At 51.8% G+C, this 23,975-nt stretch carries 16 protein-coding genes; 6 read left to right on the top strand and 10 right to left on the bottom strand.

Features of this window, described 5'->3' with window-relative positions; all coding sequences use genetic code 11:
- Positions 1–199: 199 nt before the first annotated feature.
- Positions 200–1,132 (bottom strand): methyltransferase domain-containing protein, encoded by a 933-nt coding sequence (locus SH449x_RS00495; RefSeq protein ID WP_482379358.1) that lies wholly within the window; start codon positions 1,130–1,132, stop codon positions 200–202.
- Between the two features lie 113 nt (positions 1,133–1,245).
- Between SH449x_RS00495 and SH449x_RS00490 the strand changes: the two genes are divergently transcribed.
- Positions 1,246–2,334, top strand: coding sequence for a glycosyltransferase family 2 protein (locus SH449x_RS00490; RefSeq protein ID WP_482379357.1), 1,089 nt, complete (start codon positions 1,246–1,248; stop codon positions 2,332–2,334).
- 11 nt (positions 2,335–2,345) lie between these two features.
- Here SH449x_RS00490 and hemE read toward each other — a convergent pair whose 3' ends face one another.
- The 4 genes from hemE to SH449x_RS00470 all read right to left on the bottom strand — a co-directional run bounded on the left by hemE (position 2,346) and on the right by SH449x_RS00470 (position 8,569).
- Positions 2,346–4,361 carry a uroporphyrinogen decarboxylase gene (hemE, locus tag SH449x_RS00485; RefSeq protein WP_482379356.1) on the bottom strand — a complete coding sequence of 672 codons (2,016 nt, stop codon included), beginning with the start codon at positions 4,359–4,361 and terminating at the stop codon, positions 2,346–2,348.
- Positions 4,362–4,422: 61 nt separating this feature from the next.
- A complete protein-coding gene (locus SH449x_RS00480) occupies positions 4,423–4,812 on the bottom strand; it encodes a (2Fe-2S) ferredoxin domain-containing protein (protein WP_482379355.1) in 390 nt (129 codons plus the stop codon).
- On the bottom strand, positions 4,812–5,726 hold the full coding sequence (locus SH449x_RS00475; RefSeq protein WP_482379354.1) for a tetratricopeptide repeat protein: 915 nt from the start codon (positions 5,724–5,726) through the stop codon (positions 4,812–4,814). Before SH449x_RS00475 ends, SH449x_RS00480 begins: the two co-directional genes overlap by 1 nt.
- A 173-nt stretch (positions 5,727–5,899) precedes the next feature.
- A complete protein-coding gene (locus SH449x_RS00470) occupies positions 5,900–8,569 on the bottom strand; it encodes a tetratricopeptide repeat protein (protein ID WP_482379353.1) in 2,670 nt (889 codons plus the stop codon).
- A 293-nt stretch (positions 8,570–8,862) separates the two neighbouring features.
- Here SH449x_RS00470 and SH449x_RS00465 point away from each other — a divergent pair, with 293 nt between their 5' ends.
- The 3 genes from SH449x_RS00465 to SH449x_RS00455 all read left to right on the top strand — a co-directional run bounded on the left by SH449x_RS00465 (position 8,863) and on the right by SH449x_RS00455 (position 12,280).
- Positions 8,863–9,978 carry a Gfo/Idh/MocA family protein gene (locus SH449x_RS00465; RefSeq protein WP_482379352.1) on the top strand — a complete coding sequence of 372 codons (1,116 nt, stop codon included), beginning with the start codon at positions 8,863–8,865 and terminating at the stop codon, positions 9,976–9,978.
- Positions 9,979–10,639: 661 nt separating this feature from the next.
- Positions 10,640–11,125 (top strand): hypothetical protein, encoded by a 486-nt coding sequence (locus SH449x_RS00460; RefSeq protein WP_482379351.1) that lies wholly within the window; start codon positions 10,640–10,642, stop codon positions 11,123–11,125.
- Between the two features lie 6 nt (positions 11,126–11,131).
- Positions 11,132–12,280, top strand: a complete 1,149-nt coding sequence (locus SH449x_RS00455; protein ID WP_482379350.1) for a M24 family metallopeptidase — start codon at positions 11,132–11,134, stop codon at positions 12,278–12,280.
- Between the two features lie 93 nt (positions 12,281–12,373).
- Here the strand turns inward: SH449x_RS00455 and asd are convergent, their stop codons facing one another.
- A complete protein-coding gene (gene asd / locus SH449x_RS00450) occupies positions 12,374–13,264 on the bottom strand; it encodes an archaetidylserine decarboxylase (protein WP_482379349.1) in 891 nt (296 codons plus the stop codon).
- Between the two features lie 92 nt (positions 13,265–13,356).
- Positions 13,357–14,988, bottom strand: coding sequence for a sigma 54-interacting transcriptional regulator (locus SH449x_RS00445; protein WP_482379348.1), 1,632 nt, complete (start codon positions 14,986–14,988; stop codon positions 13,357–13,359).
- A 112-nt stretch (positions 14,989–15,100) separates the two neighbouring features.
- Here SH449x_RS00445 and SH449x_RS00440 point away from each other — a divergent pair, with 112 nt between their 5' ends.
- Together SH449x_RS00440 and rrtA are read left to right on the top strand one after the other, a co-directional pair.
- The gene (locus tag SH449x_RS00440; RefSeq protein ID WP_482379347.1) at positions 15,101–17,239 is read left to right on the top strand and encodes a VIT and vWA domain-containing protein; all 2,139 of its coding nucleotides are present in this window, start codon (positions 15,101–15,103) and stop codon (positions 17,237–17,239) included.
- A 313-nt stretch (positions 17,240–17,552) separates the two neighbouring features.
- On the top strand, positions 17,553–18,146 hold the full coding sequence (rrtA, locus tag SH449x_RS00435) for a rhombosortase (protein ID WP_482379346.1): 594 nt from the start codon (positions 17,553–17,555) through the stop codon (positions 18,144–18,146).
- Between the two features lie 316 nt (positions 18,147–18,462).
- Here rrtA and SH449x_RS00430 read toward each other — a convergent pair whose 3' ends face one another.
- From SH449x_RS00430 to SH449x_RS00420, 3 genes are all read right to left on the bottom strand, one after another.
- Entirely contained in the window at positions 18,463–19,611 is a 1,149-nt protein-coding gene (locus SH449x_RS00430) for a transposase (protein WP_482379286.1), read from the bottom strand.
- 136 nt (positions 19,612–19,747) lie between these two features.
- Positions 19,748–21,223, bottom strand: coding sequence for a DUF1501 domain-containing protein (locus SH449x_RS00425; protein WP_482379345.1), 1,476 nt, complete (start codon positions 21,221–21,223; stop codon positions 19,748–19,750).
- Positions 21,224–21,234: 11 nt separating this feature from the next.
- On the bottom strand, positions 21,235–23,841 hold the full coding sequence (locus SH449x_RS00420) for a PSD1 and planctomycete cytochrome C domain-containing protein (RefSeq protein ID WP_482379344.1): 2,607 nt from the start codon (positions 23,839–23,841) through the stop codon (positions 21,235–21,237).
- Between the last annotated feature and the right edge of the window lie 134 nt (positions 23,842–23,975).

Genomic DNA, 23,975 nt, shown 5'->3' with positions numbered 1-23,975 from the left:
TTATAAAAAGAAGACGAAGTCTATCCCATTTTTGCTTAACCGCCTGGTCAACGCCCTGCGCTGAGCCGCCTGGGCAACGCCCTGGTTTCTGGGACAGCCCATAGTAGCACGCCCTTCTTTCCTCAGAGCGAGCCACCCGGGTCGGGTACTCCTCCCATGCCGCTGGGTATGGGAGTAGTAAATCCTGGGTTTTGATTCCTCAGTAACGTCCAACGTGTCGGAATGGAACCCGTCCTTCACGCGATTCGGCTCTCGCGTTCGCCCAACTTCTCCAAAGATCAATTCCCTGCTTGGCGACCAAGTGTAGGGGGCCCCATTTCTCAGTTGCCGCTAAGAGTCGTTCCGCTTTCCCTAACTGCTGACCTAGCTGAGTATCGATGCTGGTCGGCTCGCAACCACTCCATGTGTCCACGTAAAAGGCTTGTTGTGGAGTCTGTGGCTCAACATTGAATAGCTTTCTCACTACGGCATACGTCAACCACAATGAACCGTCGAGTCGACCCAGCGGAAGCCAGTTCCGATCAGAACTAAGGCAATCGTATGCGTCCCATCGATTCCGTACAAAGTTACCACGCATGCGGCACAACCAAAGCTTCTCTATTTCGCAACCATTCGATCTGTAAAAGTCAGCAAATAACGTAGGCGAGACACTGTAGAAACCATGATTGATCGCGTTTGACGACGGTGTCAAATGGATGATGCGACCTCCCGGTTTCGCCATGCGTAGGCAATGGCCGAGTGCTCGACCTATCTCGAAAACGTGCTCAATCGTACCGCTATCAAGAACCACATCGAACGCATCGAACAAGTGGCTGGGAGTAACTGAAGCGTTCAAGTCCAACGTTTCCTCCGCTCCCTCATATTCTGACCAATCAACTCGGACGGAGCGATCGAACCCGAGTAGTTCGTACAAGCAATCGTCAGACAGATAGCCCGCCTTACGCAAATCGGGGTCTCGATGAAGCGTGGGCTCACTACGACACTGTGACATTCGATGGCCCAGAGACATCGCCTTGATTTCGTCATAAGTCGCATAGACATGTTGCCGACCGAGCGTTGCGATACATCCGTTCCACTGAGTTCGTGCGGATTCTTGAAGTAGTAGGTGAATTGCTGCTCGCGGTAGTCCCATCGACTAAATTCCTGTTTTACCGTCCACTCAGGGGCTAGATCATTAAGAAGTCAGGCTATAGTTTACAGGCCTTTTCCCTATTCGAATACCTTACCGCGAACCGCAGCCTTTCAATGTCTGAGCCTCCTCCATCCCCATGCAAGCCTGTGCTGACCGTGGGGATTCCGACCTATTGTCGAGCCGATTTGCTCGACGTTTGTCTCGCATCGGTGCTCCCTCAAGTTGAAGAACTGAACGATCGTGTGGAGTGTGTCGTTTCCGATAATGCCTCAACAGATCATACCGGTGATGTATTGAAGCGTTACCAGGACCGCTTCGAATGCTTGAAGGTGTTTCGCAACGATTCGAATTTGGGGATCATCCATAACATCACGAAAACCGCTTCGAAACTATCGGCTGGAAACTATGTGTTTTTGATTGGCGACGATGATGTACTGACCGCTGGTGCGATTCATCAGATCTTGAAGCTCTTGGAAACTGAGCCAGCCCCCGACCTTATTGCTCTCAACGTTGGATACCTGCCGCGATCCTCCAGACCTGGTCCAGACTCTGCGTTGGGGGGCGTATCCGTCAACTGCACCAAGATATTACGCTCTCAACAGTCGCGTTGCTTGGTCCGATTGGGGGAGCTATTCGATGGACCGCCGGCGGATTTCACGGCTTCCTATTCCGTTGTCATGAGACGATCTGCCTGGATAAGCGTCTTTCCTGAAGCCTGTCGTGAGCCACCGTTTTCCAGTTTGAAGACGACTTATCCGAGCGGATTTGTAATCGCAGAAACCATGACCGATGCTCGCGTTAGTTCGATCGAAGAGCCATCAGTCATCATTTACGAAATGCCAGGAGCCGAATTTAGCTGGGCTCGCTTTCGTGGCGTTACCAGCACGCGATTCGCAACCGAATTGATTCACAAATTCGAACAAGCAGGTGTACCTAGTGAGCGGCTGTTGCCCTACAAGCGTTACCAATTGGAGCACCGAAGCGAAGAACTGGGTGAGATGCTCTGGGATAAGGAAACTGCTGGCGGATGGATGGACGCCTTGCGATTCGCATGGCTTCTCAAACGAAATCCATTAGGCCTCGCGAAGGTATTCGTACTCTCGTTGCTCCATCCCAAAGCACCGTTCTGGTTGACTTGGATTCCGAGATTGACGCTAAAGTTCAAACAAATGCTTCGCCCGGCGAGCAAGCACATCGAGTAGTTCTGCGTCTATCATCCGTTCGAGCTACGGCGGTCGGTCATCTCGTGAACCATGTCCACCAGCGCAATGACGTTGTCCACCGGCGTACCCGGCATAATTCCATGCCCTAAATTGAAGATATGACCGGGTTTGCCGGCCGCTTGGGACAGAACATAGTGCACGGCGTCCTTGATGGCGTCGAGACCAGCGAACAAAATCGCTGGATCCATGTTTCCTTGTACGGCTCGGTCGCTTCCTGCCATATCCCAACCCACATCGAGGGGGACGCGCCAGTCCAAGCCGACAACCGTTCGGCTATCGCCCCTCAAAAGCGACGTAAGCATCGGGTTACCGGTTGCAAAGTTGATGACCGGTACGCTTGGGGAAATCGATTCCAACAGTCGATTCATGTGTGGTAACACGTGAATGCGATAGTCGTTGGGGGACAAACAGCCCGCCCACGAATCGAAGAGTTGAACGCACTGGGCGCCCGCTGCGATCTGTGAATTTAGGTAGAGGCTGATCGATTCGACCAGTTTGGACATCAAGACATTCCATGCCGATGGGTCGCCGAGCATCAAGGTCTTGGTGTGAACATAGTTTCTAGACCCGCCTCCCTCGATCATGTAGCTCGCAAGCGTAAAGGGGGAACCTGCAAACCCAATGACTGGTATGGTGGGAGGCAGGGCTGCTCGGGTCATGCGTACTGTGTCTGCTACAAACTGCAAAGGACTCATGTCCGTCAAGGCATGAACGCGATCGATATCGCGACCAGTTCGGATCGGATTGTGAATGACAGGACCGTCTCCGGCTGCGAATTCCAAATCGAACCCCATGGGTTCTAAGATGGGGAGAAGGTCGGAAAAAATAATGGCGGCATCCACCCCCAGCTTTTCCACCGCTGTTACCATGACCTCAGCACATAACGATGGATTCTTGCAAAGCTCCAGAAAAGAATGCTTCTCCCGAACGGCGCGATACTCGGCCATGTAGCGACCTGCTTGCCGCATCAGCCAGATGGGTGTGACATCGGTCGGTAATCGGTAGCAAGCCTTTAAGAACGAGCAATCCTGAAAGTTTTCTTGACCGCTCATGATCGGTGCTGCCCCTTTGTCGCCTGATGTGCCCATAAATCGTTTCGCCTTTAGTATTCGGGCAGTTTTTTCCGCTGCCGCTTGCACCAGATGCCCCATTTTTGAGTGCTCCGGTTCTATATCGACCGGTAGCTCCAAATGCTGCAACATCTCCGTGGTCGTGGGGCCGATCGAGGCAACAACAGTGCTTCTCAATGCGAGCCGTAGTTTGCTAGCACAGTCCATTTCCTCTGCGAGCTTGAGCATGTTGACCGCCTGGTTGGCGCTGGTAAACATCAAGCAGTCTCGTTCACCCCGGCAAATAGCTTGAATGTTTTCTCGCAATGGTTCGGTGTCTTCAGGTAACTCCCATTGATAAACCTTGACATTAACGACGCTCGCCCCTCGTGCCTCAAGGCCAGCGATCAGGGATCGGTTGGTAACGCCGTATTCCTGCAAGCCGATTGTCTGGTTCGCGACGGGGACGTGTTGATCGATAACTTGTAGAAGCTCGCGCCAAGTATTCGGCTCAGGTGCACGATGGGTGGGCTGCAAGCCGACCTCCCGCATCGCGACAACGGGCTTTGGGCCACGGGCGATGGTAACGATGTCCGAGAGAGAGTCGAGAAAACGCTGTTTGTCGACATGAGGTTCGATGGCAGCTAGCAAGTGACGAAACCCAACGCCGGTCAAGAAAATAACGACGCCGATCTCACCCGTCATCACGCGGTAAGCGAAGTCGATAGCGGCTTTGTTTTTCTCGATGCGAACCTCGCGCATCGAGGGACTAACGTACGGGACTCCACCGAATCGAGTGATCAAACGAGCAAGATCATCGCGACGGCGACTTTCCAGTGCCGCGATACGAAGGCCGGCAAATGTGGGAGACAGTTCGCTCGCCGAAGCCACGATGTCGGATTGACTCGGAGCTGGCGAATTGGTGAGCTCGTTTTTGGAATTCGTGTTTTCTGACATATCTAATCGATGCCGAGCAGCCCAAGATGACGTTTAAGGAGCTGCTTTTGCGGGCCTGCTGCTAGCTTAGTGGGTTGGTTACAAAAATCCATTCCGGGATCGGTTCGCCCTGGACAATCTGGCGTTCCACGAACTCAGGAATTCGTTCCGCCGTCATGCAGGAATACCAATGCCCCTCGGGATAAACGACCAGAATGGGGCCACCCTTACATACCCGGAGGCAACCAACCTTGGTTCGGAAACACGCGGCAGGGGAGTCGGAGAGACTCAGCTCGCGCTCCTTAAGAATGTTCTTGAGAGCTTTCCAGGCTTTTTCGCCTACCGACTGACTGCAGCACGAGTCTCCGATACACAGAAACACATGTCGCTTGCTCGAAGCTATGTGGAGCTTTCTCGCGATGCCAGCAAGCTCCTCCTGGCTGTTTGCTTCGAATGCTTCGTCGCTGACCATCAAGAACCGCCACCCGAGCCGTCTCCGCCCAAAATAAGGGGATCTTGGGTGACAGGTGGAACAACAGGGGGGGGACCCCCGCCCTCTCCAGTTCCGCTAGGACCGTCGCCGGTCGCATCACCGCTGCCAACACCGTCTGATGGGGGCTCTGTGGCCGTTCCCTCGGTTGCAGGAATGTCACCCAATGGGGGGGCGGTCGACTCCGAGCCTAGCGGAGACGTAGGGAATGGGGACGAAAAATCGAACGTCGGCGCCCCTGGGATTCCAGGCAGTTGTCCTGGGAAACTTGGCGGAAGGGCCGCACCAGTGGGCCGGTTTTCGTTAAACCACTTGAAAAATTCTTCCCCGTCAGCTGATTCGAGCCAATCGGAACGTCTGGCTGCCTCAGCAACCAAAGCAGGCTCGGCGTTGGTGACTCGAGTCAATTTTTTGTAAGTCGTGGCGGCACTTTCCCGTTTGCCGAGCCCTTCCTCAGCCTGTGCCAAACCCCAGGCAGCACGGGTTCCGAGCAATCCCTCGCTAACCCTGCTCACAACTTTCTCGTATTCCGCAACCGCGTTTTCAAAGTGCTTGTCGGAAACATCGCGATTCGTGAAAACACTCTCCGTTCCCTTTGCAAGGTGAGAGTCGCCCGCCAACTGACGAGCCCAAAGTTCTGCCTGGGTACCTGAGAAATCTTCCGCAATACTCTCCAAATCCGATGCCGTCGTGTCCGTAAAGTAGAGTGCCGTCCAAGCCTGAGCGAGCTTGGTGTTTTGCATGGAGTAGTAAAACCCCACGGCGAGCAATCCAATGACAGCGACCGCGATGACCGAAATAATCTGCGGCAATAGTTGTTTCACTCTTACCAAAAAAACCTCGATTTTATCCGCAATCAGGTCGGTCTCTTGGTTTTGCTGACGTTCACTCTTCATAAGTTTCGCAGTCGTTCCGTTTCGGCGTTGTAAGGTTAGGCCATGGGGGCGGGTATGCTGTCAAATCTCCCGATCAAGCAGGAAAGTATAAGAGTTACCCAGTAATCCCTCAAGGTGGACTTGTTTTAATCCACCCCTATCGGCGGCCTTTTCGTGTGGGGCACTAGCCAATTTTATTCCTCTTGGTCGAATTCTTCGTCATCGTCCTCTTCGTCATCGTCATCGAAATTGTCATCCCCCGACATCCGCATGCCTTGAAAAACCACCCCCACTCGGTCGTGAAGAGGCTCCTCGCTCATTTCGATTTCTAAAACCTCAGCTTCGAGTGGATAACACCGGCTCTGCATCGCCAGGACCAACTCCTCCGCTTGCTCGTCGCTTTCCGCAAGAACTCCCCAATGAGCAATGTAGCTGGTCCATGCGTCCTGGTCGGGCAAGCAATCCAGCCCCTCTTCCCAGTCCTCGTCGACCGGTTGCATCAAGGTGACATGGTACAAATTAAGATCTTTCGGCTTTTGCGATGCTCTTAGTTCCGTGAAGTACTCTTCGGTGGCGAATCCCGACCTGAGCATTCGCGATGACATTCGATCGATTAGGTCCGCATGATCGATCTTTTTTGCGGCTCGCCACAAGCGTTCCATGGCCGAGGATATCCCTTCGTAGGTAAGGTCATCGATCTCAGAAAGTGGCGACTTGAGCGAGCTTTCGATGGCATTCACTGCTTTACCGGTGCGTCCCAACTGTGCGTAGGCCGCAGCTAGGATCGAGTCGATGTGGATTCCCTCTGCTTGATATTGGTCAATCTCTTTTTGGATTGCGGCGACGGCTTCGTCTGGCTTGTTAGTTTCGAGATATCCAATCGAGAGATAGTAATAGAGCCATTCGACCGGCGGATAGCGTTCTTGGAATGTTGTCAGATAACTGACTAGGAGCTCGTACATTCCCATCGAGTGAGCTTTCATGGCCGCTTCAAAGTAGAGCTCCGGTGCATCTCCTCCCTCGCGAATACACAAGTCTAGGACGTAATGTGCGTCAGAATTGCGATCCGACATGGAGTAGATTTTGGCCAACGACAACGCCGCATCCACGCGAGTCCGGTCTAGTTTGAATGCTCTCGCATAGCATCGCTCGGCTTCGCCGGTCTTGTTGATGAACTCGAAAACTTCCGCAGCCCGAAAATTGTTGTTAACGCCAGATGCGTCGAGTTGGAGTGATTTTCTGGCCAACTGATCCAGACGCTCGTTCTCGATCAACGTAGGGGGCAGGTCACCGCTAAAGATCTCGAAGTCTATACTTGTGATCTGAGCAAACCGCTCGGCGGCGCTTATCCCCATTCCGAGCCTAGCCAGTATCGATATGAGATAGCCGGTTTCTTGAAATCCTTGGACCATGCGATTGGCCCATTCCCATACCGTCTTGAAATCGACATCGGGCGTAATCAGATAGGTCATGTAGTGAAGGGCTCTGCCGATATCTTCGGGGTGGCTCCAATCTCGATTTTGACTGAGCAAGAGTTCATCGCGAAACGTATTGAGATCGACGTTCTCTGCGCCCTCCGTTTCCATGGCTTTATGGAGCCGTTCTCCCAAGTCATTCAACCAGGCATACAGTGGAGTGTCCGTCTTTAGTTCGTAGTAGACAGGGGCACCAGTGCCAGCGGTCGCTTGAATGGTTGCTCTGTCGTTATCCCCGGGATGTAGCTTAGAGTTTCGGATCAAAGTTCCAATAGGAGTGATCGCGATGGAAGTGTCCAAGCACGCATTTAGTCTGCGTAGCGAACTCCAGTCATTCGACTTGGTAGCGGCTTCTTCGAGCGGTGCAGCGATGCGTTTCGCTCCCTCCATATCGCCTCGCAGTCTCTTGCATGCAACCAGCCTTATGCCACTCTCGAGCCATCTGCTTATCGCTTTTTGTTGCTTTGTGAAACGATGCCACTTGATCAGAATCGATTCGGCCTTGTCCCACTCCTCCTCGAGCACCAAACGAATCGCTTCGACGTAATCGACGTCCAGGTCGTACTCAATACACTCCCCTCGCGGCGGCAATGTTTTGACCAACGCTTCGTAGCGAGCGTCCTGGGTCTTGCTTTCCATTAGGGATACGGCATTCAGTTCTAATGCAACTCCGAACTGGGCTCCCTTGATATCATTGACTGAATCCAAACTTGCTAGCTCCCAAGCTCTCTCAAACTTTTGCTTTGCCAGTTCGAGTTCCCCCTCGTACACGTCTAGGAGTCCTAGCTTTAGGGACGCCAGCCACCGTCTGTCCCCTCGGTCAGAAAAAGACTCCCCCTGTTTAAGGACTTGATTGCAATGGAATCTAGCTAATTCGTAGTCGTCTGCGGATTGGTGGATATCGCATGCGTACTCCCGAAAGCAACCGACGCAGGATAATTTTCCAATCCGATGGCAGACTTCGATGCCGCCAGTTAGACACTCTTGCATCCCTTCCGAATTGAAACCTTCTAGCTCTCCCGTCGCTTCAGCGAGTACCTCGTACGCACAGGCGCCCATTTGATATCGAAGCCCCTCATAGATCTCGAGATTCAGTTCTGGCTCAATCTTTCTCGCTTGTTCCTCATTCTCAAACAATGCGATAAGCTCGATGGCTCGCTCGCGAACCGTTTCGAACTGAAACTGACGGTGAGACAATGTCATTTGAAAGAAGGTACCAAACACATAGTAAACCAGGCTGTTTTCTGATTTTGCACGTTGTCGTAGCTCGCCAAAAAGCCGGAAAGCGGAATCGCAATGAGAGGACTCCATGAGATTCCCCGCACGCTCGTTTAGCGATTCCAGTTCTTTTTCGGTCGCTTGACGTAAATCGGATGATTTTTTAGACAACGGATATCTCCTAGGCGGAAGCTGAAAACGGACGAATGGATGAGGATAGGAAAGTATCGACGAAGGGAAAGATCTTTAAGCGAATTCTATCTAACTGACGGGCTCCAATTGTAACGAATTTTCAGTCTGTGTCGCGGAGGCCATCGACGTTAGGGGATGAGTCGACTCTTAGCGGTCGTGGTGCCCATAGAGCGTGCATCTATGCTGCCCTTCCACGCCGATTTGGAGTATAACATCGCGTTGATTGGGCTAAGATTCTTCCCTCTTTTCGGATTTAACACAAAGCATTTGCCATGGAAAAGAAATTCAACGTCGCAATGATCGGACTCGGCTTTGGCGCGGAGTTCATTCCTATCTACCAACGCCATCCCAACGCGAACGTGATCGCCATTTGCCGTCGAAACGAACAAGACCTGAACGCCGTCGGCGATAAGTTTGGTATCGCCAAGCGTTACCGCGACTTCGAACAAGTCCTTTCGGATCCAGAAGTTGATTTCGTTCATATTAACTCTCCGATTCCGGACCACGCATGGATGAGCTTGCAAGCGCTCAAGGCCGGAAAGCATGTTATGTGCACCGTTCCCATGGCGACAACAATCGAGGAATGCGATCAGATCTGCCAGGCTGTTGCTGATACCGGCCTGAAATACATGATGGCCGAGACTGTCGTCTATAGCCGTGAGTTTCTATTCATCAAAGACATGTATAAGCAGGGCGAACTCGGCAAGATTCAATATATGGCTGCTAGTCACCCGCAAGATATGGATGGTTGGCCAGAGTACTGGGAAAGAATGATCCCCATGCACTACGCTACACACGTGGTTTCACCCGTACTTGGTTTGGTAGATGGACTGGCAGAATATGTCTCCTGTTTCGGTTCCGGAGCCATTCGAGATGACTTGGCGAAGAAATCTGGCAACAAATTCGCAGTGGAATCATGCCACATCAAGATCAAGGATAGCGATGTTGCCGCCCATATTTGGCGATTCCTGTTTGATACGGCACGTCAGTATCGTGAGAGTTTCGATGTGTACGGTACCAAAAAGAGCTTCGAATGGTCATTGGTAGAGGGGCAACCTCACGTCATCCACACCGCCAAATTGCCTGAGCACGAGATCCCGATGCTAGTCGAAGTGCCGGATTACGCACATCTTTTGCCTGAACCGATCCGGATGTTCACACAAAGTATTCAAGATGCAGAACATTTGTCGTTTATCCAAGGTGGCGGGCACGGGGGTTCGCACCCCCATATGGTGAACGAATTTGTTTCCGCGCTGATGGAGAATCGAGATCCCTGGCCAAACGCCGTCACGAGTGCCAACTGGACTTGCGTGGGAATCTGTGCTCACCAAAGTGCTATGGCGGGTGGACAGCTGGTTCAACTCCCAGCATTCACACTCAATCGGTAAGAGCTTGGGGGTGGCCTGGCGAAACGGTGGCGAACCATAGAGGACGAAAGGGTGGCACATCCTAAGGAACGAAGGGTGTGGTGTACGCTAGCACGCGCTTCGTTCCTCAGAGCGAGCCACCCAGAACTGATGCCCTCGAACTGAAAACTTGTCCTAGCTAAAAGACCTCCCGGACTTCCTAGGCTTTCATCGTTTCGTCAGGCGAGCTTAGGGAGATTGGCGATGTTTTGGGATCTCAGGAGGGCTAGCCGGGCATGTTGGGAGGCACACATTCGGACCGTGGCGGCAGCATGCCTTTTGCTACGAATGGTACTCAGGTGGAGCTGTCCACACTTGTCCTTTTCGTATCGTTGTTGCTAAATAAGACGGTTGTTGGAAAGCTTTTATGTCTAATGACAAAATCGCGTTGACACTTTGACCTGTCGATATATCATTTAAGGATCTTCACGCAGGAATCCTCTCACGACCTGTAGGCCCTCTGCCCACACGAAACACAGGCTGAGAGCTGCTTCGTAACCGTTGTAGCTAGGGACTCCTTGAAATAATTGCCCATTGGTGGCGATTGGCAGTTACGCACATATTTGTTCGGTCATTTCGTATTTCAAATGCTTCGATGAGGATGTTTGATACACGGGATTTTGATTCATAAGGATTTAGAAACATGGTTCAAATGGTAGATGTAGAACGCGTCGTAACATTGGATGAGCTCATGGAGCGAGTCCCTGAGCACTTGGTCAAAGAAGCCGAGTCCAAAATTGAAAAAGAAGAGCAGCTTGAGTTTAACCCTACACGAGAGAGTAACAGAATGTCAAAAGAACCCAGTAAAGCCCAGCGTATTCGTGCTTACATGGAGGCACACCCAGAAGCTCGCAACAAAGATATCGTGGAAGCTTTAGAAAAATATGAAGTCAAGGCAGCCGACGTTGCAAACGTAAAGGCTCACCTGAAGCGCACGACCGGCGATGTGGCTCCACCGAAACGTGCTGCGGCTGCGGCGCCTTCTAGCCCTACTGTCCCAACGGGTGGCGGATTTCCCAACGTTAACCTCAAGCACTTGGAAGCTGCCGTCGACTTTGTTAAGCTTGTCGGTTCGGTGCAAGATGCACAGCATCTGCTGATCATTGTCGAACGTGTTAAAAACGCATAGGTAAACATGTCTTATCCAAGAATGATGGCCGGAGTTCCCGCTCTCAACGCTGGACTCTACAGGACGGCAGGGTTTTTAGTGGGAGATCCAGTCGTATGGATCGAGCTCGGAAATTCTAAGGACGATTGCCATCTAATTCTGAGAGACATCGAATTGGAACGCGCGAGAAAGTTTTCTCGCGCTGGGCACTGCTGGTGCCCGAATGATTTCAGCCCCACGTCTGGTCTGTCCGGGGATCGCGAGACCGCCACCGCCCAATCAGCGGCTGAGTTTTTCATTCGGAAAAACATCGCTAAGGTTACGGTGGATCGATCCATTCCGATGATCTATTCCCATGCGTTGATCGAGCGCGGGATTCAAGTCGAGTGCGACACGGAATGGGGATTGATTGAGCGAAGGAAGAAATCGGACGAAGAGCTCGAGAAAATCGCCTTTGCTCAAAAACAAACTGAAGTGGTGATGGAGCGTGCTTGCAGATTCATCGCGACGGCCACGCCAAACGCGTCGGGAGTTTTGCATGCTGAAGGAAGTATCCTGACGGCTGAACGGCTCCAATCGCTGATCGACGTATGGTTGCTGGAGCTAGGCTTTTCCAGCCCAGGTTCGATCGTAGCGTGCGGCCCGATCGGTGCAGATTGCCACGACCATGGGCATGGCCCGCTGATGACCGGACAGCCCGTCATCGTGGATATCTTTCCTCGTGATAAAAAGACACTATATAACGGAGATTGCACTCGGACTGTTGTTCATGGTGACATTCCTCCCAAGGTTGCAGAAATGCATGCCGCTGTGGCCAGAGCAAAGGCGGCTGCCTGCAAGGTGATTCGGGCAGGAGTATCTGGCGAAGCAATCCACCAGGCTACGATTGCATCAATCACAGGCGATGGTTTTAACATGGGGTTGCCGCCTGCCGATGCAGATGACAATTTCGTCTCTATGACGCACGGCACCGGGCACGGTTTGGGACTAGAGGTCCACGAGCCACCGTTGCTAGCGATCGGCGGCCCAGAACTTGTAGTTGGAGACGTTGTAACCGTGGAGCCAGGGCTTTATTGCAAAGCCATCGGAGGCGTTAGACTTGAGGACATGGTTGTCGTTACGGAACACGGCCACACCAATTTCAACAAGCTGTACGAAGGCCTGGACTGGTCGTAGGTTAAGCCTCTTCTGCGGGCACCAGTTTTTGTCTGATTTCGTCGAGCTTACTTTGTACCGATTATCAATAAGCTCGAGGGGCTTATCGAGATATTATTTTGACCCGATGCGATCCCCCATGCGACCAAAGACCTCCCGCAATTGAGCAGAATGCTCGATCAGATCGTCATCAAACCGCATCACCCCAGGTTCAAATATGGTGATGGTGGACGACCCTCCGAACTTAAAGTAACCCTTCTCGTCCCCCTTTCTTGCAGTTGTACCAGCTCTATAGGTCTGGCAGATGCTTCCCACGCACGTCGCTCCAACCTCAATCAGTAGCACCTTGCCAAATCGCTCAGACTCAAGCTCTGTGATGCTCCGCTTATTGGTTGCCAGGATCCTTATGTTCTGTCGCAATGCGATTGGATTGACAGAAAAAAGAGGCCCCTTGATAAGTCTTGATTCACCAACTTGACCCTCCGCAGGGAAATGGAAGCGATGATAATCCACTGGACAAAGTCGCGATAACAACAGGCTCCCCCGAGAATACCTGTTGGCTAGTTCAGTACTCCCCAGCAATTCTTCTAGTCGGAACATCTGCCCCTTGACGAATAAACCATCGGTATGGGAAAGATCGGGAATACAAAGATGCCTGCCATCCGCAGGAAACACAATCGAGTTCGGATCGCGATCGATAGGGCGTGCATCCGGCTTTAATCGCCTGTAGAAAAACTCATTAAAGCTCTTAAAATCACGCCATTCCTCCGCAAATTCATCGGGGTCTAGCTCGAACTGCTCGATAAAAGGACCAATCTTTTCACGGGACGAAGCGTGGTCCATCTTCCAGCCATACCAGCGCGAAAAAATCGCTCGCTTGACCAACAGGTTCAACGAGATCCGTCCCAATACCGTACTGTAGATCCATCGCAAAGCTCGATCACCATACACCTTTTCTGTCTTGATGGTCCGGCTGTATCGATCAAAAAAATGGATCTCATCCACGGATCTACTCTTAGTTTCTGTTTCGAATTCAATTCTTCCTGGTTTATGATGCGGCATTCTCGCGTTGACCTCAAGATTTTTCAAACGCTATTTCACTCCGTCAGCCGGTCTACCTTGGCCCGCACTGTTCTGCGATCTAGCTGTAAGAGCTTTGCCGCTTTCTCAAAGCTTCGTGTTTTGCGATAGGCAATTTGGCAATACCTCGCCACAAGTTCATCTGCCGTTAAACCTAATGACTCGATAGCCGCAGATAGTTCTTGGCCTCTCGTGTTCTCGGCATGGTTGGTCTTGCTAGGAGTATACGAACCGTGAATGAGAATGTTGCGGGCGCATTGCTCCAACTCACGAATGTTTCCTGGCCACGAGTAATCCGCTGGGATGTGCTTCTTAATCCAATTCAGTACCTCATCTGCAAAGGAAGCATAGTCGTCAGGCGATAAACGTTGGCAAACGTGCATGACCAAGTCGTCGAGGGCGTTCGGTGAATGAGTTAGCTGCGTAGAAAGCGAAGGAGTCTCGATCACATCGGAGCAGAGTCGGTAGTACAAATCCTCTCGAAAATTACCCTTCGAAATCTCGCTACGTAAATCGCGATTGGTTGCCGCAATTATCTTCCCTCGAAATTCCCGTATCTTGGTTTCACCAACGCGTTGATATTGGCGACTCTGTAACAGCCTGAGTAGCTTGACCTGTGTTATAAGGTCGAGCTCTCCAATCTCATCCAACAGAACGGCACCGAGATCACCCGCCGCTTCTAGCCAACCAGCACGCGCCTCCCTCGCATCGGTAAATGCCCCTTTCGAATGCCCGAATAGTTCAGACTCGATAAGAGACTTCGAAAAAGCGGACAGGTTGATCGCGTGATAGTGCTCCGCCAGATCGATTGCAAAGGTCTGTTTCGTTGCATCATAGGGAATGTACCTCGACATACCGATAGCCTGTGAAACCAGTTCCTTTCCGCTACCACTGGGACCTTGAATGAGCGTCGTAACTTGGCCGAGACTGCGGTACAGACTTCTTCGGTACCGACGCACGTTATGAGTAAAAATGGACTGCCATATCTTGGCTCGTAGCTCGGCAATCGGCTGAGAGTATCCAACGACGCATTCAAAGATACTAAAGAACGCTCGATAGACCTGATGATAGAGAGCAAACAGATGTTCTTTCTCCTTCTGCGTCGGGAGCGTCACTCCTGGTAGCTCAAGCCAATACGAGAATGCTTGGCTATAAAGCTTCCATGCTTGCCGATTAGCCTCGGGATCAAAGGCTAAATGCATACGCTGCTTGCCCCAAGCATCGAACAGCTCATAAAAGATCAAATAGACAATCAAGTCATCGTAAAGTAGTAACTCGTCGTCACTCGCAGCTACCGGGGACGTGATTCGATCTCGAAGCGTAGCTGCAATCTGCTTAGCCCGTGCAGAGAGCAGGTTCAAGTTCTCTCGACGATAAAACATCGGGTCGGGATTCAAGCTCCAGTAGGTATGAGTTTCCTCCACATAGTTGCTCCCCAAAGCCCGGCGCTCCAGCGCAAAACGTCCGCTACTAAATGGATTCGTGTAACTCAGCTCTCCGACAGAACGGACAAACTCCCAATCATTGCGACCTATCAGCCCCATTTCTCCCCCCCGAAATTCGAGAAAACACAGTATGCACACAGTGTACATGCGGCTAGCACCCAGTGTACGTTTGATTAGGTTTTTAAAGTCGTGTTCTGGGATCATTTAGTCGCAAGTGCTTTACAAGCAAGCACTTGCGCGGAACTGCGTTTCTTTGGCATGCTGGTTGCATTTAGAAGAGTTGTTCAACACTTTCTCCTATACAAGGAACCAGACTATGAAATCGAGCATGTCATTTTGGAGACGCTCTTTAGGATTGGCAGCGATTCTAGGGGCAGCTTCTTTGCCCCTAGAGACACCCGCCCAGGCATCGGGCTTACTTATCGCCGACGGAGGCTTTGGCGGCGTGCTGGAAATCAAAGAGCACGATGTGTCGGTCACCATCAATAACGGCATTGCGGTTACCGAAGTTCATCAAGTTTTCCGAAACACGGAGCAGCGGATCGTTGAAGCTCTATACACTTTTCCCGTGCCCAACGGTGCGAGCGTCAGCAACTTTAGCATGATCATCAACGGACAAGAAATGGTCGGCGAAGTTGTGGAGAAGAAGAGGGCTCGCGAGATTTACGAGAGTTACAAGGTGACGAAACGGGACCCGGGCTTGCTTGAACAGGTCGATTACAAGAGTTTTGAGCTCAGAGTTTTCCCGATTGCACCGGGGGCTGAACAAGACATCAAAGTCACCTACTGTCAGCAACTCGATTTCGATCACGACACAGCTACCTACGTTTATCCGCTAGCCACAACGACTCGGACCAATATCGACCAAACCACCAAGTCTCGCTTTTCATTCACGCTGGATGTGAGAAGCGAAATTCCATTGGCCGGTCTGAACAGCCCTTCGCACGGCGAAGACTTTGTCATTACCAATCACTCTGACAAGTATTCGCGTGCTAGCCTTGAAGTCAAAGAAGGAGATTTGAGCCGCGACGTCGTAATCCATCTCGATACCGAACGGGCAAGAACCGGGATCGACCTAATTGCTTCGAAAGAAAACGGAGAAGACGGTTACTTTATGCTTACCATGACCGCCGGAAAAGAATTGGAGGAATATGGAGCGGGGATGGACTATGTGTTCGTGGTGGATATCTCGGGGAGCATGGCAAACGACGGAAAGCTGTCGCTCACTCGGAACATCGTGAATACATTTGTGGGGGCTTTGGGCACTGACGACCGTTTTGAAGTGATGACATTCAATACCATGCCTCAAACTCAATTTCAGAAGCTAAGCGATGTAAGCCCAGAGTCCAAGAAGGAGGCGGCCGAGTTTCTCTTATCTCAGCGAGCTAGAGGTGGGACAGTCTTGCGCCCTGCTCTCCTTACCGCATACAAGTATAAAAATGACGACCGGCCCCTCAATGTCGTCATTCTATCCGACGGTATGACCGAGACTAAAGGGCAGTCAGAGCTATTAAGCTTGATCAAAGAGGCTCCCGGTAGTACAAGGGTCTTTTGTATCGGATTGGGCAACGAAGTTAATCGTCCGATGCTCAAGCAATTGGCCGAGGGAGCTGGTGGTTTGGCAGCATTCGTCTCCCAACAAGACGACTTCACAAGACAAGCACAAGCGTTTCGGCGAAAACTAATGCGTCCCGTCGCTTCCAATGTCTCGATCAACATCGAAGGGATTGAAACCTATGATGTAACGCCGAGGGAATTGCCTGATCTTTTCTACGGTGCACCGCTTCGACTTTTCGGAAGGTACAAGGGGGCTGGCCAAGCAAAAGTCGTCGTGAAAACGGAAATCATGGGCCAACCGATTCACCAAACGATGGAAATCCCCTTTCCCAACGAAAACCATGAGAACCCAGAGATCGAACGCATGTGGGCATTTAATCGAGTTCAAGAGCTCGACAACGAGCTCCGACTGGGACGAGATCGAGATGCGATTCTTGGACAAATTGTAAACCTGTGTGAGGGCTATTCGATCGTCAGTGAATACGCGTCATTTATCGTGCTCGAAAATGACACGGAATACAAGCGATGGGCGATTGACCGACGGAATGCAACCCGTGTAAGACGAGACAACGTCGCCCGCGAAGCGCTACGGAAGCAGTTCGATGCTCTTCGAAATGAATCGCTCGCAGGTTTAGGTCCTCAGGGTTCGAACTCCAGTGAAACTAAAAACGGTGTTGAGCTTGCTGCGACATCGATTCCCGTAAACGGTTCTACACCTCCTGGCACCTCGAATACAAACAATATCAACTGGGCCGACCAAGGAACGAACAAGTCGATGAGCCCATCTCTTGGAGGCGGGGGAGCGATCGATCCGATCACTGGATTGATTGCTGCTGGGTTAGCCGGTGCGGCAGCGTGGGCTGGCAGACGACGTAAGAATGCTGGAATTTCAGAATGACGATCAGCTAGGTCTATCTCACACCATTCGCAATCCGCCTGGCATCTTACCCGGCGGATTTTTCTATGCTGGCCTACTCGTATAGGCCGGTAACTAGCGTCGCTTTCATCATGCCGGAGCTCGATAAGGCCCTGAATACCGATTATCGCGATATGGGGGGCACTAGTTGTGGTGAAAAAGCGGCCTTCCGACAGTTTAATCCTGGCTCCGTTCAGGCGAGCACTGGCCTATGAATAATTCAGAGGCCTTTGCACTATTGATGTACACCGAATAATTGCCTCCCACTTTTAGCTATAAGCGAATAGACGATATCATGCGATCTTTACGAGACGTTCGTTGGACACTTCTCATAGCATCCGTCGTGTTGCTATTTCAAATCAGTTCAGAGTACGTTCCGCTCCTCGAATTAGATTGGCGGACAGTCCGCTTTTCGTCAGCTTATCGACTGGTCACTTCCCATTTACTCCATTGGTCGTGGAACCATTTGGCTTGGGATCTACTCGTGTTTGTGGTGTTAGGCAGCATCTGCGAGCAGAACCAGCGTGGTCGCTATCTGGCTTATCTTGGCCTGTCATCTATAGTCATCCCTTTAGTTGTGTTCTCAAAGCATCCGGAGCTTACTTCTTATCGAGGCCTTAGCGGGATTGATTCGGGTTTGTTCTCGCTAATAGCGGCAGATCGCATAGTTGGAAGCATAAGAAGCAAAGATCGCGGGAGCTTTTGGGTTTTTTCGATTTGTTTAGCGGGGCTTTTCACCAAGATTGCTTGCGAATCATACTTTGGAGGTAATTTATTCGTATCTGATGTATCTTTCGTTCCGGTACCATTTTCGCATCTCAGTGGTGCCATTCTCGGTCTTTTCGTTGGTCTTTGGAATAACATGCCGAAACCGCTCGCTGCGAGGTAGCAGAAACTCTGTTCCCAAATACGTGCCATCCACATTTTGCTTCTTGATTTTTTGGGGATTATTTAGTGCCATCCATTGTTTGATGATCCATTATTTATCCAAGTTGATCTGCCACCTGCGTTCCATAACGGTGGCGAGGAGAGGAATCCCGTCACCCAAACCGGAATTCGGCTTGGAATTTCCCCGCAACGACGCCAAACACTACGCTAAAACGTTGATCCAAGCAAACAGCGATCGCAGCAGATAGTTTGGGGTACTTTCCGCTTGCCTTCGTCGTCTAGGGAGCACCAGCAGGGCTATTTTTCGAGCGTCTCGCCTAGCTGAAACAAGCTGCGGCTCGCCGCTGGCCCCTGTGCCAACGCTTGCCTATCCGCTCCGCATCACCCGACATGGACTCCGTACCTCCGACGCAGCGGCTAAAGTACTTCTTGAAGTTCCACACCAAGTCCGAAAGCATCTCCGGCACCACGCCACATGCAATCAAAGCGTCGCTCAGCGGCTTCGGCAACGCAACCGTCCCCGCACTCGGCTTGTTCTCGGCTACCCAGCCAAGCAGTTTCTTGTAGCTGCTCCAGTCGATTCGAAGAAATCCCCTATCACTTGCTCGCAGGCCGTCACGATGCACTTGCGGGTCGCTTGACAACACTCCCGACCCTAAACATAGCGGAGCAAGCCAACTGTCTCGAGGCACCTGTTTGGTGGTCCCCTTCTTCTTGGCCTTGTGATCCTGGCGTTGCTCGGCCAGTGACTTGCCACGCTGAGCCACCGACTCTTCGTGCGTGATCGGTATTAAATCGAATGCCGCCGAAGGAATCTGCTTTCCCTTCTCCGCTTCGATGCGATCGTAAACCGACGTATGCACCGATTTCTCGAGACTCTCGGCCAAGGCAGCTCGAATCGGATTCAAGTCCACATACATGGCGCAAGCCAACAAACCCGCATCATCGACGATACGTTGCGCTTTGAAGCGTCCTTCCCAGAACCGGCCGGTGCAGTTATCCTGTCGGTTCGCAAAACGAGCAATCGGCTCGGCTAGAGCACGCATGAACCAAGAAATATCCGTCAACCTCGTCCGAATCTTGGCCAAGAGTTCCGGATCGGCAAGAACCCGTTGGACATCGGATTGCGATGGTTCGGCCAAGTGTTCTTCGAGTCTGCGTCCTGGGAAAACGCGAAGCCAGCGGATGGCGACTTCTTCGTCGGATAGGTTGGCTAGCACATCCGGTCGATTGCGTAAGATGACATGTAGGTGGTTAGAGAGAATCGCATAGGAGAGGATATCGATAGCGAAGACCGAGGCGAGTGCTTCGAATCTGCGACGAATCCATTCGCGGCGGTAGGAGTAATCGACCCCCGAAACGGCATCGAAACCGGCCAGAAAGGCACGGCGTACGCACCGCTGCACACAATGCACTACCGCGATCTCGTCATGCCTGAACTGTTCTGTGCGTAGTGGTCTACCCATGAATGGACTCCTCTAGTTAGTGGGACATTTTCCAAATGATACCGGGGGGTAAAAAACAGTCAAAAAAAAATGGATGGCACCTAATAAGAAGGACTCAAACGCGAAATTTTGACTGGCTTATTTTCTGGCGAGGGGTTTAGCTGATGATGCCATGCACGGGATCGCCGTGGATATCGGTGAGCCGATACTGACGGCCTTGATAGCGAAATGTCAGTTTCGTGTGATCGATGCCGCATAAGTGCAAAATGGTGGCTTGCATGTCGTGAACATGAACTGGATTTTCGGTAATGTTCCAACCGTAATCGTCGGTCGCACCGTAAACATGCCCCTTTTTGACTCCACCGCCTGCCACCCACCAACTAAATGCTCTCCCAAAATGATCTCTGCCATTCGGCTTGTCCGATGGTCCCTGCCCAAAGGGTGTGCGACCAAATTCGCCAGCCCAAACGACCAACGTGTCATCCAGCATCCCACGCTCTTTTAAATCTTTTACGAGCGCCGCGGACGGTGCATCGGTATCGCGGCATTGCTCTTCAAGCTGCGTGTAGAGATTGTTGTGCTGATCCCAACCAGCATGCATCAATTGAACGAATCTCACACCCCTCTCTAATAATCGACGTGCGACGAGACAATTGTTGGCATACGTTCCCTTAACCAAGGCGCCCGGCCCGTAACGCTCTATCGTCGAAGCTGACTCCTTAGAAAAATCGAGCAAGTCGGGGACACTCGTTTGCATGCGATACGCCATCTCATACTGGGCGATTCGAGTGTCGATCTCCGGATCGCCGTATTCGGCTAAGTGTGCTGCATTAATGGCTGCGATGTCGTCGAGCAAAGCCCGTTTCGCATTCGCACTCAATCCCTCAGGATTCGCCAAGTAGGGGACGGGATCACCAGAATTGCGAAATCGGACCCCCTGGTATCGACTGGGCAAGAAACCGCTTCCCCAGTAGTAATCAAAAAACAGTTGCCCACACGTCTTGCCTTTGTCACTCGAGGTCATAACGACAAACGTTGGCAGTTCGTCGGATTCGTTCCCGAGACCATAGGACAACCAAGCTCCTAAACTCGGTCGACCAGGAACTTGAGATCCGGTCAAGAAAAAGGTGACCCCAGGGGCATGATTCACGGCTTCGGTGTGCATTGATCGAACCAAAGTGATCTCGTCCGCCAGCGAGCCGATATTGGGAAGCATGCTGCTAAGGGAAATACCGGACTGGCCGTACTGCTGAAAAGGTTTGATAGCCGGAACGCAAGGCCAGTTCTTGAGGCCACTAGTCATGGTTGACAATCGAGTGGTCCCTCGAATCGACTCGGGGATCTCCTGACCTGCCATTTGATCCATAACAGGCTTGTGGTCAAAAAGATCGACGTGTGATGGTCCACCACCCTGCCAAAACATAATCACTCGCTTGGCCTTGGGGGGGAAATGAGGTAGTTCCGGTAGCCCCTTTTGGCGTGCATCCATCAACCCGCCGACTGACCCCTGCGACATGCTGGCTTGGAAAAGGCTAGCTAACGCAGCGGTTCCCAGCCCGGTTCCAAACCTGCCAAAGAGTTGCCGACGAGTCACGGTGGCTTGGTTTTGCTGCAGTAGATCCCTGGATTGCATTCGTCTTCCCCTTATTCTCTAGTCAGTGCTTCGTCGAGATTCATAATGCCGAGACATACCACCGACAGGGCGGCATGTGACAGGAGATCTAAGTCACTTGTTCTTGGCTTGCTACCGATCGATAGAAACTGGTTCGCTGACTCAGGAGCAGACTCGAACATCGACCGCTGGGTTGCGAACGCCCGTTCGAGTATCTTAAGCTCCGCCTCATTGGGTGGACGACAGAGCACTGCGCGATAAGCCGCCTCGATCTGAGTAGCTAACGTTGATTGATGTTGCATACAATGTTCGGCAAGAGACCGAGCAGCTTCGACCCAGGTCGGATCGTTTAGTGTGGTCAGGGCATGAAGTGGCGTGCTTGTCAACGATGCGCGAACTTTACATGTTTGTCGATTCGAACTGTCGAACATGTTGGCTGGGCCGACCGTTCGCCGCCAAAAAGTATAAAGGCTTCTTCGATATAGATCCGATCCCGAAGACTTGGGGTAAGTAAAGTCCCGCTCCTTTGTAATGGCTAACGACTCCCAAATGTCGTCCGGCTGATACGGATAAACCGGCTTGCCTCCTACGCGTTGATCAAGCAAAAGTGCAGCAGCTAGAGCCCAATCTCGAAGCACCATCGATGGCATTCGCATACGCGAGCCTCTCGCGTATAGTCGATTCTCTGGATCCCTTTGCAAGAGCTCTTCGTTAACCTTGCTTGACTGCCTATAGGTCGAACTGGTGACGATCAACCGATTGATTTTCTTCCTATCCCAACCCGTTTCCCGGAACTCGACGGATAACCAATCCAGCAGTTCACGATGAACGGGATACTCACTTTGCACACCGAAATCCTCTGATGTTTTCACTAACCCAAGTTCAAAGAAATGTTGCCACATCCGGTTCACTTGAACCCTTGCTAAGAGCGGCTGGTCTTCGGTCAGAAGCCACCTGGCAAATCCGAGCCGGTCGCGAGGATAGTCCTCCGGCAGTGGAGGTAAGAATCCTGGAGTTGAGAATTCCACCTTGTCGCCTTTGTTCAGATATTCGCCACGGATCAGGATGTGGGAATCTCGCTTCTGCGCATCGCTCATGATCATCGGACGCGGCATCTGGTCCGCCACGTAACTGGCACGTTGATTTCGAACTGCTTCGATCTCAGCAAGCTGCGGAATCGCGGTCTTCAAAGACTCTTTGACTTTTTGGTCAAAGTGAGCTCTTAGCTGGGCTTCCAGGTCGGTTTTTTCAGTATCCGTGCGGTCTGTCTCTGGCTTTCGCAGAATTGCTGCAAGCGAATCAGAAAAGCCTTTGCCGTCTGGATTCTTGTCCGCCAGAACACCAAGTTTCCAGCCTGCGTAGGCAATGTTAACAAGAGGTTGCACCGCACTTTCCAGGTCGGCCGTTCGCGTGTCAAACTCAGCTAGTTTGTCACTCACCTCTTCAGACGGAACCTCGATATACGGGCTGGCAACTCGAATTCGACTGGAAAAATACTGTGGAACGCCGGACTCAGGGACGCGGTTAAAGGCGTCCATCAGACCGTAGTAGTCCTGTTGCGTAATGGGGTCGTATTTGTGATCATGGCATTGAGCGCAAGACATCGTGAGACCAAGAAAGGTCGTCGCGGTTGTATCCATGCGGTCAAAAAGAATCACGAAACGTTGCTCCTCGGCGATGGCACCTCCCTCACCGTTGAGCATATGATTCCGATTAAAGCCGCTCGCAATTTTTTGCTCCACGGTGGCGTCGGGCAGCAGATCGCCAGCGAGTTGCCATGTGACGAATTGGTCAAAAGGCAAATTCTCATTGAGGGCCTTAACTACCCAGTCTCGCCACATCCATTGCCAAGTGTCACCATCTTGTTGAAAGCCATTGCTGTCGGCATACCGTGCCGCATCTAGCCATGGTAAGGCCATCCGCTCGCCATAGTGATCGCTCTGCATGAGGCGATCAACGAGCTTCTCGTAGGCCTCGGGTGATACATCTTGTTCGAATTCCAGAACTTCCTGTGGCTTGGGAGGTAGCCCGATCAAGTCGGCATAAAGTCTTTTGATCAAGGTTGTTTTGTCTGCCTCGATTGATGGAGAAAGTCCCTCCTGATCTAGCTTGGCTAAAACGAATTGGTCGATCGGATTACGAACCCAATTTGGTTGGCTGACGTTGGGCAGTTCCACTTTCTTCGGGGGAATAAATGCCCAGTGCTTGTCGTATTCGGCCCCTTGTTCCATCCATTTTCGAAGGAGTTCCTTCTGGTCATGATTAAGTTTGCGATTGGATTTAGGGGGAGGCATCAATAGATCAGGATCGTCCGAAAGGATGCGTTTGAGCAGTTCGCTCTCGGAAATGGCCTCCAGATTGATAGCCCCATGTTCTATCGCATCCTCACGCACGTCCAGTCGCAAGCCCGCTTCCCGTTGGTTTCCGTCCTGTCCGTGGCAGTAGAAGCAGTTCTCGGACAAGATCGGTCGGATTTCACGGTTGAAGTCAATGCGTTCGTGATCGGCGGAGATTATTGCCGAGTGTTCTGCAAAGTGTGCCGTGCCGACCTTCGCGATTAGCAACAAAGTGAAACCAATGGCTATTGCAGCAAACCGGGGGAAGGAAAGGAAGATCGAACGCATAAGGATTCGAGTCATAGGGGTGGGGGAGATCGACTTGTCGGTTCGGCAAAAAGGTGACGAAAAGTCGGATCGAATGGGTGGGAATTGAGATTCAGGTTGCGGACGCCTTTATTCCCCTATTATAGCTCGAAAGGGGGTTGGGGCGACAA

This window comes from Brakhagea baltica, from assembly GCF_052161605.1.
Classification (GTDB): Bacteria; Planctomycetota; Planctomycetia; order Pirellulales; family Pirellulaceae; genus JBKCUI01.
Note: the sequence above shows the minus strand (reverse complement) of the source record. Positions and strands in the feature narration are given on the sequence as shown.

Bases quoted from the DNA above. Each gene is read 5' to 3' on its own strand.
- SH449x_RS00420 (WP_482379344.1), bottom strand. From the start codon at position 23,841: ATGACTCGAATCCTTATGCGTTCGATCTTCCTTTCCTTCCCCCGGTTT.
- SH449x_RS00475 (WP_482379354.1), bottom strand. From the start codon at position 5,726: ATGAAGAGTGAACGTCAGCAAAACCAAGAGACCGACCTGATTGCGGAT.
- SH449x_RS00440 (WP_482379347.1), top strand. From the start codon at position 15,101: ATGAAATCGAGCATGTCATTTTGGAGACGCTCTTTAGGATTGGCAGCG.
- SH449x_RS00445 (WP_482379348.1), bottom strand. From the start codon at position 14,988: ATGATCCCAGAACACGACTTTAAAAACCTAATCAAACGTACACTGGGT.
- SH449x_RS00430 (WP_482379286.1), bottom strand. From the start codon at position 19,611: ATGGGTAGACCACTACGCACAGAACAGTTCAGGCATGACGAGATCGCG.
- SH449x_RS00425 (WP_482379345.1), bottom strand. From the start codon at position 21,223: ATGCAATCCAGGGATCTACTGCAGCAAAACCAAGCCACCGTGACTCGT.
- SH449x_RS00460 (WP_482379351.1), top strand. From the start codon at position 10,640: ATGGTTCAAATGGTAGATGTAGAACGCGTCGTAACATTGGATGAGCTC.
- SH449x_RS00480 (WP_482379355.1), bottom strand. From the start codon at position 4,812: ATGGTCAGCGACGAAGCATTCGAAGCAAACAGCCAGGAGGAGCTTGCT.
- SH449x_RS00455 (WP_482379350.1), top strand. From the start codon at position 11,132: ATGTCTTATCCAAGAATGATGGCCGGAGTTCCCGCTCTCAACGCTGGA.
- SH449x_RS00465 (WP_482379352.1), top strand. From the start codon at position 8,863: ATGGAAAAGAAATTCAACGTCGCAATGATCGGACTCGGCTTTGGCGCG.
- SH449x_RS00495 (WP_482379358.1), bottom strand. From the start codon at position 1,132: ATGGGACTACCGCGAGCAGCAATTCACCTACTACTTCAAGAATCCGCA.
- rrtA (WP_482379346.1), top strand. From the start codon at position 17,553: ATGCGATCTTTACGAGACGTTCGTTGGACACTTCTCATAGCATCCGTC.
- hemE (WP_482379356.1), bottom strand. From the start codon at position 4,361: ATGTCAGAAAACACGAATTCCAAAAACGAGCTCACCAATTCGCCAGCT.
- SH449x_RS00490 (WP_482379357.1), top strand. From the start codon at position 1,246: ATGTCTGAGCCTCCTCCATCCCCATGCAAGCCTGTGCTGACCGTGGGG.